Annotated in this window: 10 protein-coding genes; 5 read left to right on the top strand and 5 right to left on the bottom strand. The window is 44.3% G+C overall.

Going from position 1 to position 13,309, the window contains the following annotated elements; genetic code table 11:
* Genes QNH28_RS04310 through QNH28_RS04295 form a run of 4 tightly spaced genes read left to right on the top strand, consistent with a single transcriptional unit; the run spans position 1 to position 4,969 of the window.
* Positions 1–834: a carbohydrate ABC transporter permease gene (locus QNH28_RS04310; protein ID WP_283910306.1), complete on the top strand. Its 834-nt coding sequence runs from the start codon at positions 1–3 to the stop codon at positions 832–834.
* 30 nt (positions 835–864) lie between these two features.
* Positions 865–2,718, top strand: a complete 1,854-nt coding sequence (locus QNH28_RS04305) for a sensor histidine kinase (RefSeq protein WP_283910305.1) — start codon at positions 865–867, stop codon at positions 2,716–2,718.
* The gene (locus QNH28_RS04300) at positions 2,719–4,218 is read left to right on the top strand and encodes a response regulator transcription factor (protein WP_283910304.1); all 1,500 of its coding nucleotides are present in this window, start codon (positions 2,719–2,721) and stop codon (positions 4,216–4,218) included.
* Positions 4,190–4,969, top strand: a complete 780-nt coding sequence (locus QNH28_RS04295; protein ID WP_481858354.1) for a spermidine synthase — start codon at positions 4,190–4,192, stop codon at positions 4,967–4,969. Before QNH28_RS04300 ends, QNH28_RS04295 begins: the two co-directional genes overlap by 29 nt.
* Before the next feature lie 83 nt (positions 4,970–5,052).
* Here the strand turns inward: QNH28_RS04295 and QNH28_RS04290 are convergent, their stop codons facing one another.
* From QNH28_RS04290 to QNH28_RS04270, 5 genes are all read right to left on the bottom strand, one after another.
* On the bottom strand, positions 5,053–5,940 hold the full coding sequence (locus QNH28_RS04290) for a sugar phosphate isomerase/epimerase family protein (RefSeq protein ID WP_283910302.1): 888 nt from the start codon (positions 5,938–5,940) through the stop codon (positions 5,053–5,055).
* A 37-nt stretch (positions 5,941–5,977) separates the two neighbouring features.
* Positions 5,978–7,006 (bottom strand): LacI family DNA-binding transcriptional regulator, encoded by a 1,029-nt coding sequence (locus QNH28_RS04285; protein WP_283910301.1) that lies wholly within the window; start codon positions 7,004–7,006, stop codon positions 5,978–5,980.
* Positions 7,007–7,074: 68 nt separating this feature from the next.
* Positions 7,075–8,649 (bottom strand): DUF3502 domain-containing protein, encoded by a 1,575-nt coding sequence (locus QNH28_RS04280; RefSeq protein WP_283910300.1) that lies wholly within the window; start codon positions 8,647–8,649, stop codon positions 7,075–7,077.
* A gap of 75 nt (positions 8,650–8,724) precedes the next feature.
* Positions 8,725–9,621, bottom strand: coding sequence for a carbohydrate ABC transporter permease (locus QNH28_RS04275; RefSeq protein ID WP_218832580.1), 897 nt, complete (start codon positions 9,619–9,621; stop codon positions 8,725–8,727).
* A gap of 28 nt (positions 9,622–9,649) precedes the next feature.
* The gene (locus tag QNH28_RS04270) at positions 9,650–10,585 is read right to left on the bottom strand and encodes an ABC transporter permease (RefSeq protein WP_231573385.1); all 936 of its coding nucleotides are present in this window, start codon (positions 10,583–10,585) and stop codon (positions 9,650–9,652) included.
* Between the two features lie 535 nt (positions 10,586–11,120).
* Between QNH28_RS04270 and bglX the strand changes: the two genes are divergently transcribed.
* Entirely contained in the window at positions 11,121–13,280 is a 2,160-nt protein-coding gene (gene bglX / locus QNH28_RS04265; RefSeq protein WP_283910299.1) for a beta-glucosidase BglX, read from the top strand.
* The last annotated feature ends 29 nt before the right edge of the window (positions 13,281–13,309 follow it).

Genomic DNA, 13,309 nt, shown 5'->3' with positions numbered 1-13,309 from the left:
ATGACATACTCCAAATTCCGCTTCACAGATATTATTAAATACTTCTCGCTGCTTATCGGTGTATTTGTTGTACTATTTCCTCCTTATGTAGTCATCGTCAATGCTTTCAAATCGACTGATGAATTTAACAGCAGTAGCTCCATGGCACTGCCAAAAAGCTTTTTAAATTTCGATAATTTCACTGCCGTCTTCCAGCGTGGTGGTCTGCTTAACGGATTTGGTAACGTGTTAATTATTATAGCTATTACTTTAATTCTGAACATTCTGTTCGGCACTATGGTAGCATTTGTATTGGGACGCTTCTCTTTCAAATTGAAACCCGTTGTCTTCGGTGCATATCTAGTAGCCACCATTATTCCTAGTATCACGACACAAGTGGCAACTTTTGGTATTATCAAAAGCATGGGGCTCTACAATACACTCGGTGCCCCGATTGTGCTCTATATTGGAGCAGATGTAATTCAGATTATTCTTTATCTGCAATTCATCCGTAATATTCCCGTAGATCTCGACGAAAGTGCGATGGTAGAAGGCGCTTCTTTATTCAGAATCTATCGGTCGATTATTTTTCCTTTACTTACACCAGCTACGGCGACTTTGATTATTCTAAAAACCATTAGTATCTATAATGACATGTACATCCCTTACCTCTATATGCCAAAGCAAAGCCTTGGTGTAGTTACGACGATCCTGATGCGTTTTCAAGGGGTCAATTCGGGGGAATGGAATTTGATTTGTGCGGCTATTCTACTTATCCTGCTCCCAACAATAATTCTATATTTCTTCCTACAACGCTACATCTTTGAAGGCGTAACCAGCGGCGCTGTTAAATAAGGCAGTTCACTTTAAGAAAGGACAACGCAAATGGTATCTTACATCCGGCTAGCCTTACGCAAAATGTGGTTGTTCCTTGCCAATCTTCCGATGGAGCGCAAGCTGATCGTTGTATTTGTCTTTCTAATTTCGCTTCCAATCACTTATGTTAGTTATTTGTCCTCCCGCTCCATGTTCAATTCTGTTCTTGTGAATGCAACAGAAGGCGCGAACCAGATGACATCGAATGCCTCTGATACCATTGACCGTTATGTCGCTGATCTAAAAAGATACACAGCTCTGCCGCTGTATAACACCGATGTGCAATTCTACCTAACTCAGCAAAATACCGACTGGGATAAAAATACTGGCATGGCGATGTTCCTGAGCTACTTGAAGCATACGAAGGAAGAGATCATCGCCGTGTACATGGTGGATCAGTACGGCTCTGTTTTTTATGATAGAGTCCCCGGGATCCACGAGCTGTATCCTGAAGAACGACTAGCCGAATGGAGAACCTTAAGTGAAGATGCTGGGGCCGCTCCTGTGATTCAAGGCAGACATACGATACGTATAAACTCCAATGTCCATAGAGAGGTTTTTAGTGTACTTCGCACCATTAATTCTGTAAGCACGCTAGATAATATAGGAATTCTCGTATTTGATGTAGACATCAACTTGTTTAAGGGGATCATTGATCCCGTAAATGCTGTTACCCAAGGCAATACACTAATTGTAGATAATAGCGGAGAACTGATCTATACCGGTGAAGACTTCGCAAACTCGATGCAAGCTGGCGAAGAGCAAAATCTGAACACACAGCTTTTGCTGCAGCATGTTGATCAGCAACAGGATCATTTTCAAATAGAAATGAATGGCCAGTCCTATCTTGCAGTTTATACCGTTTCAAAACAGACAGGTTGGACGACTATGGTTACGATTCCTTTGGCCCGTATCCTATCGCCTGTACAAAAGAATCGCAATGCTCTTATATTAACTACTCTGATCATTATTGCTTTTGCACTTTGTGTTGCTACGATCATCTCACATGCCCTGACTAAACCTCTTAAATCTTTGGTCCGTTTAATGAAACGGGTACAGCACGGTAATCTAGATGTCTGGCAGCACTCCAAATATAATGATGAGATTGGCATGCTTGGCAGTCATTTTAATCGGATGATCATAAGGGTCAAGGATCTGCTGCAGGAAGTATCCCTCACAGAGAAGCGTAAGCAAAAGGCTGATATGAGGGCACTTCAGAACCAGATCAATCCCCATTTTATTTATAATACGCTGGAGTCTATCCGTATGCTGGCAGAGAGCAATGATGACCCCCGTGTAGCGAAGCTCACCTATTTGCTTGGACTTCAGATGCGTTATAGCATTGTCCGAAGCGACGAAGCCGTTACGATCAGACAAGAGCTAGATCATGTCCGAAATTATTATCATCTGTTACAAATCCGGTTCCCAGATAAGTTCAGTCTACACATTGATGTACCAGAGAAATTCCTACATCTTCCTGTAATCAAACTTGTCTTTCAACCGATTGTGGAGAACGCAGTCTTTCACGGTTTAGATCAAAAAGTAGGACTCGGTACCTTAAGCATCACCGCATGGAGTGAGCATAGAAATATAGTATTCTGTGTAGAAGATGATGGCATCGGTATGGATGAAGCTACCCTTCGTTCCTTAAATAATAGCCTGCAAAATGGGGCTGAAAGTGAAATGTTCGGTATTGGTCTACGAAATGTGAATGAGAGAATCCGCCTGCATTACGGAAGCTCATTCGGGCTCCTTGTAGAGAGTAAGCTCGGGGTGGGTACTCGTGTTACGCTGCGCATTGAGGACATTACCTTCACTACTCCTAGTGAAGATGATATGAATTACGGAGAGGAGATGCTCTGATTGCTACGTATTGCAATTGTTGACGATGAAATCCTGATCCGCGAAGGTCTAGCCCGAATGATCAGCAAAGAAAACACTGAATTTCTGGTCATCGGCACCTACTCCGACGGGAAACATCTACTTGACGAGTTACCTTCACTTCAACTCGATGTTGTGATTACTGATATTCGTATGCCGCAAATCAACGGCTTGGAATTAATTAAACAGTTAAAAGCGAGCCACCCACAAATCCGCTCCATTCTGATGAGTGGATTTGTGGAATTTAATTATGCCAGAGAAGCCATACGCAGCTCTGCAGTAGATTACTTATTAAAGCCTATCGATAAGGAGCAATTATTCGAGCTGCTTTATCAATTGGAGGAAGAGCAGCAGTTCTCTCGTGACAAGGAGATACGTCACCGATCTGGTCTCTTACTGACCCTTCTTCAAGTCGATGAGCCCCCTTCCCCCTTGCTATTGTCGAGCCTTACCTTGCCCCAGCCTTATTTCTCAGTCCTTGTGTTCAAAGGAAGATCAAGCGAACCCTTCTGTTTCTGTGTGGACAGTCTGCGGCAAGAGAAGGCATTTAGCATCGACAGCTTAGAGATTCAAAATGGACTGCATGTCTGTGTTCTTTATTCTACAAAGCCACTCTCAGATAGCGATTGGAAAGACATCGGCGACAGGATTCGGATCTCTACCAATGGTATGATATTGCATGTAGGTAGTAGCAGTTCCTATAATAATACTGCCAAGCTTAGACAAGCGTATCTAGATGCTAAGTTAGCCTGCAGCGTCGGTATTTATAATCCTGACCGATTGCACTATGCGAATATCCAGAACATTCAGCAGCCGGATTTAAATCTTCTTGATCCATTTAATACGATCAAGGAACCATTGATCCATAATCTGCAGATTCTGAATATGGAGGGTGCTTTAGAGCGGGTACATAACCTATTCTCAGTGCTGAAATCACAACAAGCTGCGCCTGATCAAATTCTCCGTGTCTGTCGATGGGTTGTTGAATCTGCACAGAAAGAACTGCAAGAATTCGAGACCCTCTACAAAGGTTCACCCTATCTCGGGCTGGATGAAAGTATTGCGTCCAGCATGAGCTTCAGTGAAATCGAGCATGTATTCACCAACCATTTTTCAAGCATTCTGTTTGAGATCAGAGCCCATCGTCTAGAGATGTCCGGTACAGCCGTAGAAACCATAAAGCGCTGGATATCAGCCAACTATAATCAACATGCGGATCTGAATACCTTGGCAAATATGGTTTTTTTGACACCAAGCTATCTAAGTAAGCTGTTCAAACAAGAGACTGGACTTACATTAACGGACTACATCACGGAAATTAGGCTTCGTAAAGCTAAACATCTGCTCAAGAATGCCCCTGACCTAAAGATTCACGAGATTGGAGCGGAAGTTGGATATGGCGATCCTGCCTATTTCAATAAGCTCTTCAAACGTGTAGTCGGCGTCACACCCAATGAATATAAACGAATTTCTATCGTATAAGGAGATTGATCACTTGCAAGCACAGCTTCACACGAGCAGCAATAATCATGAAATCACCGTCTATGACACAACAGAACTATATGGAGAAAAAGGGGCATTCCGCGTCATGCAATTCTCGAATAATGCCACTCAAGGTGCGATAGATCTTAATAATCGGGAACGAATTCTCTTCGAATATCCGCAAGCCATCATTCACTTAATGGAATTCAACCTTACCGCTTTCGAGGACGTCTTTCTTATTGGACACGGGGTTGGAACGATTGCCGGGTATTTTCCGCAGAAAAGATTCAAAGTTGCCGAGGTAGACAGCGAAGTAGTCGAATTAAGCCGCCGCTATTTTGGATACAGCCCAGATAATGTAGTGATCGGTGACGGACGTCAGATCCTTGAAGGTGAGGAGCCACAGAAATATGATTACATCATCTTGGACGCTTTCACCGCCGCGGGCACACCGAGGCACTTAATCTCCAGTGAATTTTTCAGCATCGCGCATTCAAAACTGAATGCCGAAGGGTATCTCCTAATGAATCTAATGGGAAAAGGTGAACATGACCCACTCATTAACGCGATTCACACCACACTCGCGGAAGAATTCACCTATATCAAATCCTTTTCACTGCCTTCAGATGGGGCTGCGGATATCAAAAACATCATTATTATTGGTGGATTTATGCCGATTCGCTTTCAAGCTCGCCACATGGCAGGCTTTAATGAAATCCAGCTTGGACAAGGATATCTTATTCGGGATTAAAGTTATGTATGTAAAAATGACCTCATCCTCCACTTCACTGTGGGTTTTGAGGTCATTTTTGGGTTGTTATTATCTGATATCCTTTACACCGGATTAGGGACAAAACTGCCACCTCGGCAATACTTCAAATAATTTAGCGCATGTACTTGTCCAGTCATTTCTAGTTCACCCTGGTACACAGGATCATGCCAGCCTTCAATATCAATAGTTCCCTTATAGCCGGCTTGGCGCAGAATCGTAATGATATCCACCCAATTCGTATCCCCGAAGCCAGGCGTCCTGTCCCACACATAAGGCTTAGGTCCATGAATTCCGTATTCCTTGACGATATCCCAGGCAATCGTGGCATCCTTGCCATGTACATGGAACACCTTATCCACCCATTTGCGCAGCTGCGGAATCGGATCGATCAGACCGATCAGCTGGTGGCACGGTTCCCATTCCAGACCCAGATTGTCTGCTGGTACAGCATTGAACATTTTCTCCCAGGCTGAAGGATTGTGAGCGATGTTCCACTCTCCCGCCTGCCAATTTCCACCCATAGAACAATTCTCAAAAGCAATTCTTAGACCTCGATCCGCTGCCCTCTTGGACAATTCTCCGAACACCTCTGCAAATTTCGGAATCGACTCGTCGATTGACGAACCCGGCAGACGTCCAGTGAAACCACCGATAATATCCGTGCCGAATAAATGCGCATGATCAATCAGCCGCTCCCAGCTAGCAAGTGTGTCAGCGTTGTCGCCGGTTCCTGAAAGTGGATTACCATAAATTCCAACAGAAGAGATAACGAAATCATGCTCAGCGGCTAGTTCCCTGAGCCGTGCAGCTGTTTCAACAAGATTGGTTTCACCAGTGGTCTGCCAAAAGTTCAGGTTAAAGGATTCAAACCCATGCTGAACAATTTGCGGAATAACGGCGACAGCCTCCCCGCCACGAACCAAAGTACCTATTCTTAATGTGTCTTGCATTTGGGTTACCACTCCAATGATAGCGTTATAGTCAGTATTATACCTTAAGTGTTTTGATCATCTTGCAAGAGCCTCGCTTGAGCAATACCGCATCGTAGACAATATGCTGATGACCTGACCTTCCAGAAATTAGATCAAACAGAACGCCCACACTAGATAAAGCCATTTCTGTACCCGGTTGGCTGATCGTATCAAGTGAAGGATGAAAATATTCAGCCATTTCGATCCCGTCAAAGCCAATGATTGAAATATCATCTGGAATAGACAACCCCGCGGTAAGCACCGCTTTGGCAGCACCGATAGCAATCGTGTCAGAAGCCGCAAATATTGCGGTTACACCCTTATTCCTTTTAAGCAGTCTTCGCGCTGCATCAAATCCCGAGCTAGGACTGTATTCACAATCCTCCACCAGTTGTGCATCATAAGGCAGATTATGTTCTTCCAGTGCTTTTTTATAGCCCAAATATCGCCGGTTCCCTGTAGTTTCATCCAGTAATGGGGATTTAGCTAGAAAACCGATATTCTCATGCCCAAGTGAGATCAAATAATTGGTAGCCTTGTAGGCTTCTTTCAATTCATTAATGGTGACACTGGAAAAAATATCAGGGTCCACCTCTTGTGTAGAGGTGATCGTTGTCAGAACAAATGGGACCGTCAGCTGCTTGAATTTCTCTTCAGAATGATTGTAGGTTCCGCCCATGAAGATGATTCCGCATAGATTCTTTTCTTTGGTCAGCTGAATCGCAGCATTAATTTCATCCGTCCCATCCTCTACCTGATGAATGAGGAAAGGGTACCCTCGCAGATTAGCCTGCCGCTCGATTTCTTTGATCATATTGGAGAAGAACGGATTCGTAATCCCCTTAACCATAAGTGCAATGTTCTTAGACTCCGTAGTTTTTAGATTTCTTGCATTGGAATTGGGAATGTAATTGTATTCCTTAACAACATTCAGAACCTTTTCCCGTGTAGCCTTACTCACCAGCCCCTTATTGTTGATGACCCTGGAAACCGTCGAGATGCCCACACCGGAAATCCGCGCGATATCCTTGATATTTACGTCCACTGTACTCCCCCACTTATGAGTAAGGGAGCTATATGCTACTATAGCTCCCTCACACCTTTTAACGTTCTTTAGTTCACTGGAACAAACTCAGCCAATTGCTTTTCTACTTCGGCAATAACCTTGTCAATTCCTGCTTTTTTCAGTTGCTCACGGTAATCCGCTACAGCAGCTTTAGGATCTTTGCTTGTTTTACCAAGCATCAATTGAATACCAAGCTGGGAATTCACGTTGGAGATAGAAGCAATTTCTGTAGTTACATTAGCTGGATCAAAGCTAAAGCCATTGTATGGATCATCGATAGCGACTTTATCCCACTCTGCAAACAAGGAGTTACGAATTGGATTTTCTGTATCCGTAGGAACTACGAATTTGTCATTACGAAGTGACCAAGCAGCGAAACCTCCGCCGTCCGTTTTTTCGTTGAAACCTGCAGGCTGCTTTTTAACACCATTTTCCATAACATATTGTTTGCCTTCAATACCGTTTTGGATGAGGTTGTAGTAGCTTTCGTCAGTCATGAACTTCTCGATCACCATCAGAGAGCGCTCTGGATTCTCGGAGTTCGTGCTGATTACAGTCGAGTTGTCAACGCCCATCTTACGTTTGATCTTCTTGTTGGCTTCCGCAAAAGTAAAGAATGCAGTTTCTGCCTCTGGTTGTGCCTTCAAATCTGCACCGTATTGGCCGATCCAGTCCTGAGCATGAGTCAAATAACCTGCGGAGTTTGCTGCTCTGAAGTTATCTTTGCTACCAAGAGTTGCAGACAGCACATCTTTGCCCCAGTATCCTTTATCTGCCCATTCACGCATCTTCACAGCCCAATCTTCAAATTCTTGAGTGTATGCTGGATGGAAGACGGTCTTGTAGTCCTCTGGACTTTTGGTCACAAGATTCAGTTCATTCAAAGATATACCAGGTGCGTTAAGCCACATTCCTGTAGTATCTACGAGCATTCTGAACATATTGGCCGCATCTTCAGACTTACCGTTAATTGGTGGGAAGGACTCATTGGCAACAACATTATCCATGTATTTAACCATATCATCGATAGTTGTAATTTTTTCCATGCCGTATTTTTTCAGCAAGTCTACACGATAAGCATAACCATTTGGTGTGTATTCGCTATAAAGACTCGGAACACCATAGATTTTACCTTTGTACTTAGTATTCTCCCACACGCTAGCAGGGATTTCCGCTTTCAGCTTAGGAGCAACTTTATCGAGCATATCGGTAAGGTCCACTAAAGCGCCTTCACTAGCTAATGTAAAATAGGATACTGGTGCTCCAGGAGATGCATGAGACATATCAAACTGCTCACCAGAAGCAAATAGCAACGGATATTTCGTATTGATATCCGGCCAGTCAATATACTTCACTTCAATTGTAGCGTTGAGATCAGCCTTGAGCTTTTTGTTAATCTCAGCAAGAATCGCCTTATTTTGAACGCCTTCACTGCCCCACAGGTAGTACACCAACTTAGCTTCTTTAGAAGTATCTACTCCTCCTGCATTCGTTGAAGCTTCTGGTGCCTTCGTAGCTGCCGGATCATTACTTGCCTCGTTGTTCTTCGATGAACAGGCTGTCAATGCCCCAGTAAGCATGAGTACAGCAATTAAAGAAGACGCAATTTTTTTACCTTTCATTAGGTAAGCCTCCCTTTTCTCTTCTATTTATGAATTGCATTTATAATAAACGCGCCTTCGAAAAGGAGACGTCCATTAACCCTTTACAGCCCCGACGGTGAGGCCTGTTACGAAATAACGCTGTACAAATGGATAGAGGAGAATAATTGGCCCGGTGGCCAGCACAGCTGTAGCCATCTTGATGGATTGCGTTGGAAGATCAGCCGTATTGATAACTGCCCCCGAGTTGATTAGTGTACCGAGATTCGTCTGATTGACCATTCGCTGCAAGAAGTATTGGAGTGGATATTTCGTCGGGGAGTCCATATATAACATCCCGTTGTACCACTCATTCCAAAAGCCTATCGCCGAGAAAAGCCCGATGGTAGCTAAGGAAGGAACCGCCAGCGGAATAAATATCCGCCAATAAATACGGAAGTCGCCAGCACCGTCAATGGTAGCAGATTCATATAAGGAATCCGGAATCGCCTTCATGAAATTACGCATCAGGAAGATCGACCATGCGCCAACTACAGCAGGTAGAATCATGGCAAATAAGTTGTCTTTCATATGCAGGTGCTTGACCATCAGGATGTACGTTGGAATCAAGCCACCGCTGAAGAGTGTCGTAAAATAAATTAGAAAGGAAAAGAAGTTGCGATACTTGAAATCCTTGCGGTTAAGCACGAAGCCAGCCATCGACATCATGAACAGTCCAAGGACCGTACCCACTACGGTTATAAAAATAGTAATCTTATAAGCATTTACCAATTGCGTAGAGTTGTTAAATAACAATTCGTAAGCCTTAAATGAAAATTCCTTAGGCAGCAGCTTGTAGCCTTCACGGACAATTTCCTGCTCGTTCATGAACGATGATGAGATCATTAGTGCGAAGGGAAATACACAGAACAGTGCAAAGATACTAATGCAGATATAGCTAATCACTTTTATGATAATACTTCCCGAATCCTGTTTGATTTTTTGAGTTTCCATATTCATCACCCCTGTTTCGTGTCTGGTTTTAGAACAATGCGCTGTCTGGCTCGACCTTGCGTACAATAAAGTTAACTACTAGCACCAGAATCAGGCCAAACATGGATTGGTAGAAGCCCACAGCGGCGCCCATAGAGAAGTTGAATTGTCCCACCAGTGAACGGAAGACATAGGTATCGATAATATCCGTCTGCGGATACAGCACCGAGTTCGTACCGATCAGATTATAGAAAAGGTCAAAGGAGCCCTTGAGAATTCCACCCATACCAAACAGTAAAAGCAGAATAAAGGTTGGCTTCAGAATCGGTAAGGTCATATAACGGATCCGCTGCCAGGTAGTGGCTCCGTCCATATAAGCAGCCTCGTACAGATCATGATTAATCCCTGTGATCGTTGCCAGATAGACAATCATTCCATATCCGGTAGCGGCCCAGATCTTGAAGGCTACAATGATATATTTCCATATGCCCGGATCAGAATAAAACTCGTAACGGTCTAGCCCCATTCCGGTTAGCATCGTATTGATGAACCCGGAATTGAAATTGAATATATTGTAGGCAAACACACCGACGATAACCATAGAGATAAAGTAAGGTAGGAGAATAACGGATTGAGACACTTTCTTGAACCACTTGCCCGAGATCTCCGAAAGCATAATGGCAAACACAATTTGAATAATGTTACCCAGAGCTAGGAAAACGATGTTGTAGAGCAGCGTGTTCTTGGTAATATTCCACAGATCGCCATTTTGAACCAAAAACTCGAAGTTTTTCAGACCGATAAAGTTACTTCCGAAAATACCCTTATTGAGCTTGTAATCTACGAATGCGACGTAAGCGCCAGGCATTACGGCATAGTGAAAAATAATGAAGTATAGGATTACAGGCAGCAACATTAGAAAAAGCACTTTGTTCTTAATGACTTCCCGGACAATATTTCCACCCGCAAGCTTAATTCTTGCCAATGAGCCCACCTCCAATTTGAAAGATGCATTTCATCACATGCATAACTTAGCTTCCTTTCTTGTCCCGCAACCAGCTTGAAACTGATTGCTCATCCTTTATGATAAAGCGTATCGGATGATATAGAAACGTTTCCATAATTTCTTTGAAACTCCCTGTACGAAAATCATACTCCCTAGATGTATGCGCTGTCAATTCATTTTATTTTTGTTTTTCTAGTAATAAAAATCACATTTCACATCCTAAATATCATAAATCGGCTGATTTCACGAAGATAATTGACTTTTTATGGTCTTCGGACTAATATCGATATGTATCGTTAATGGAAACGTTTCTATCTGTTCTTTCACACATATGTCAGCCTCTATATATGATGTCTGACGATGAACTCCCCGTTCTAATCTATTTCATGTCTCATCCAATAATAGTTATCTGTGTGCACAGCGGCGAACTCAAATCGCAAGCGCTTTCTTATTGGTATAGCACATCTATTTGTCACAATAACTTTCAATGCGGTACACGAGGAAGGTGTTAACCATGACTAAACCGTTTATCCAAGATCTTGTGAATGATATGACGCTAGAAGAAAAATTGGCCCAATTAACCCAGCTAGGCCCTCACTATTGGGGTTTGGATGATACCGTGGATTTAACCGGTCCATTCAAGGAACTGAACATTAAGCCGCAGGTAATGGAGAACATAGGAAGCGTTCTAAACGGCATTGGTGCCAGGAATGTGATTGATCTACAGACCCGGCATTTGCAATCCAGCCGACAGAAGATTCCCCTTCTCATCATGGCAGATGTCATTCATGGTTACAGAACCATCCTTCCTATTCCGCTTGCGATAGGTTGTAGCTTTGACCTTGAAGCCTGCGAAAGGTTTGCTGAAATTGCAGCCAAAGAGAGCGCGGCTGCAGGCATTCACCTCACTTTCTCCCCTATGACGGATCTCGTACGCGATCCACGCTGGGGACGGGTGATGGAGACATCTGGGGAAGATCCTTATCTGAATGCCCGTGTGACCGAGAGCATGGTACGAGGCTATCAGGGCAAAGACCTGAAAGAAAAAGGACGTATCGCTGCCTGTGTGAAGCACTTCGCTGGCTATGGCGCTCCCGAAGGCGGTCGAGAATACAATACGGTGGATATGTCTCTCGGTGTATTACGAGAGTTCTATCTGCCAGCCTATAAGGCTGCAGTAGATGCTGGTGTAGCCATGGTGATGGCCGCATTTAATACGATTGATCGTATACCAGCAAGCGGCAATTCCAAACTTCTCCGCGGAATTCTGCGTGAGGAATGGGGCTTCAACGGCGTTACGATTGCCGATTTCAATTCCGTCAATGAGCTGATCCCTCATGGCGCTGCGCAGGATGGCCGTGAAGCAGCGGAGAAAAGTCTGGCTGCCGGACTGGATATTGAAATGATGTCCACCCATTATCTTAACCACGGCGCTGATCTGGTCGAGGAAGGCAAGCTTGATATCTCATTGATCGATGAGGCGGTCATACGGGTGCTAGAACTCAAAGACGCGCTCGGCTTGTTTGACAATCCGTTCAAGGATGCAGATCCGCTGGTTGATGAAGCGACTACGCCAAGCGCGGAGCATTTGCAAGCCGCAAGAGAGCTGGGTGCCAGCTCAGTGGTGCTGCTGAAGAATGACAATGACACTCTGCCCCTTAAACGCGGCATGAAGATTGGTATGGCCGGTCCCTTCGCCACCTCCATTCATGTGCTAGGCGGCTGGTCTGGAACGGAAAAAGATCCTGCCGTATCACTCTACAATGGCGTTTCTCAAAAAACATCTGCCTCAGATATTATTACGGCCATGACTGGTGAGCTGGGAAGCATGCTAGAGGGTGTTTTTGATGTGGAGGATGAAATCGAAGAAGCCTTCCAGCGCCTGAAAGATTGCGATGTAATTCTCGCTGCTGTAGGTGAGAATCAGCAGGACACCGGGGAAGGCGGAAGCAAGACCAATCTGCGTCTGTCGACCAATCAGGAGAAGCTAATCTGGCGTCTGAAAGATACCGGTAAAAAGATTGTTACCCTTGTATTTAGCGGTCGACCGCTGGAACTGAAGCCAATTCTTGAGGCTAGCGACGCTTTGCTGCAAGCCTGGTTTCTGGGTACAGAATCCGGAAACTCACTAGCTGATGTACTGTTCGGAGATTATAATCCGTCCGGTCGTTTATCAATGAGCTTTCCTTACTCGGTTGGGCAAATTCCTGTCTATTACAACGCTTATCAGACGGGACGTCCCTATGATCCCCTGTATCCCAATGTGCGTTATGTAACCCGATATCTGGATTGCCCAAATGATCCGCTATTCTGCTTTGGTTATGGCTTGAGCTACTCCAGTTTTGATTACAGCAACTTCAAGGTTGATGCTGCCGATCGGGTTGTTGCCTCCATTGAGGTGGAGAATACTTCAGACATCGCCGGCAAGGAAACCGTTCAACTCTATATCCACGATGTCAGCGCAAGTGTCGTCCGCCCGGTCAAAGAGCTAAAAGGCTTCCGACAAATTACACTCGCAGCGCATGAGAAACAAGTGGTTTCTTTCGAGATCACTAGAGATATGCTGATGTTCTACGGAAAAGACGATCAATTGCTCTTCGAACCCGGGGAATTTGATATTATGATTGGTAGAAGCTCCGGAGACCATTTCACCCAGCGGATCTGGATCGGCTAATTATATTAGACAGTAAGGGAGATAACCCC

Origin of the sequence: Paenibacillus sp. G2S3, assembly GCF_030123105.1 — a bacterium.
Classification (GTDB): domain Bacteria; phylum Bacillota; class Bacilli; order Paenibacillales; family Paenibacillaceae; genus Paenibacillus_AQ.
The sequence above is the reverse complement of the archived record's forward strand: the minus strand, read 5'-3'. Positions and strand labels throughout refer to the sequence as shown.

Excerpts from the sequence above, each read along its gene's own strand:
- QNH28_RS04290 (WP_283910302.1), bottom strand. The coding sequence starts at position 5,940 with ATGCAAGACACATTAAGAATAGGTACTTTGGTTCGTGGCGGGGAGGCT.
- QNH28_RS04310 (WP_283910306.1), top strand. The coding sequence starts at position 1 with ATGACATACTCCAAATTCCGCTTCACAGATATTATTAAATACTTCTCG.
- QNH28_RS04305 (WP_283910305.1), top strand. The coding sequence starts at position 865 with ATGGTATCTTACATCCGGCTAGCCTTACGCAAAATGTGGTTGTTCCTT.
- QNH28_RS04295 (WP_481858354.1), top strand. The coding sequence starts at position 4,190 with ATGAATATAAACGAATTTCTATCGTATAAGGAGATTGATCACTTGCAA.
- QNH28_RS04280 (WP_283910300.1), bottom strand. The coding sequence starts at position 8,649 with ATGAAAGGTAAAAAAATTGCGTCTTCTTTAATTGCTGTACTCATGCTT.
- QNH28_RS04275 (WP_218832580.1), bottom strand. The coding sequence starts at position 9,621 with ATGGAAACTCAAAAAATCAAACAGGATTCGGGAAGTATTATCATAAAA.
- bglX (WP_283910299.1), top strand. The coding sequence starts at position 11,121 with ATGACTAAACCGTTTATCCAAGATCTTGTGAATGATATGACGCTAGAA.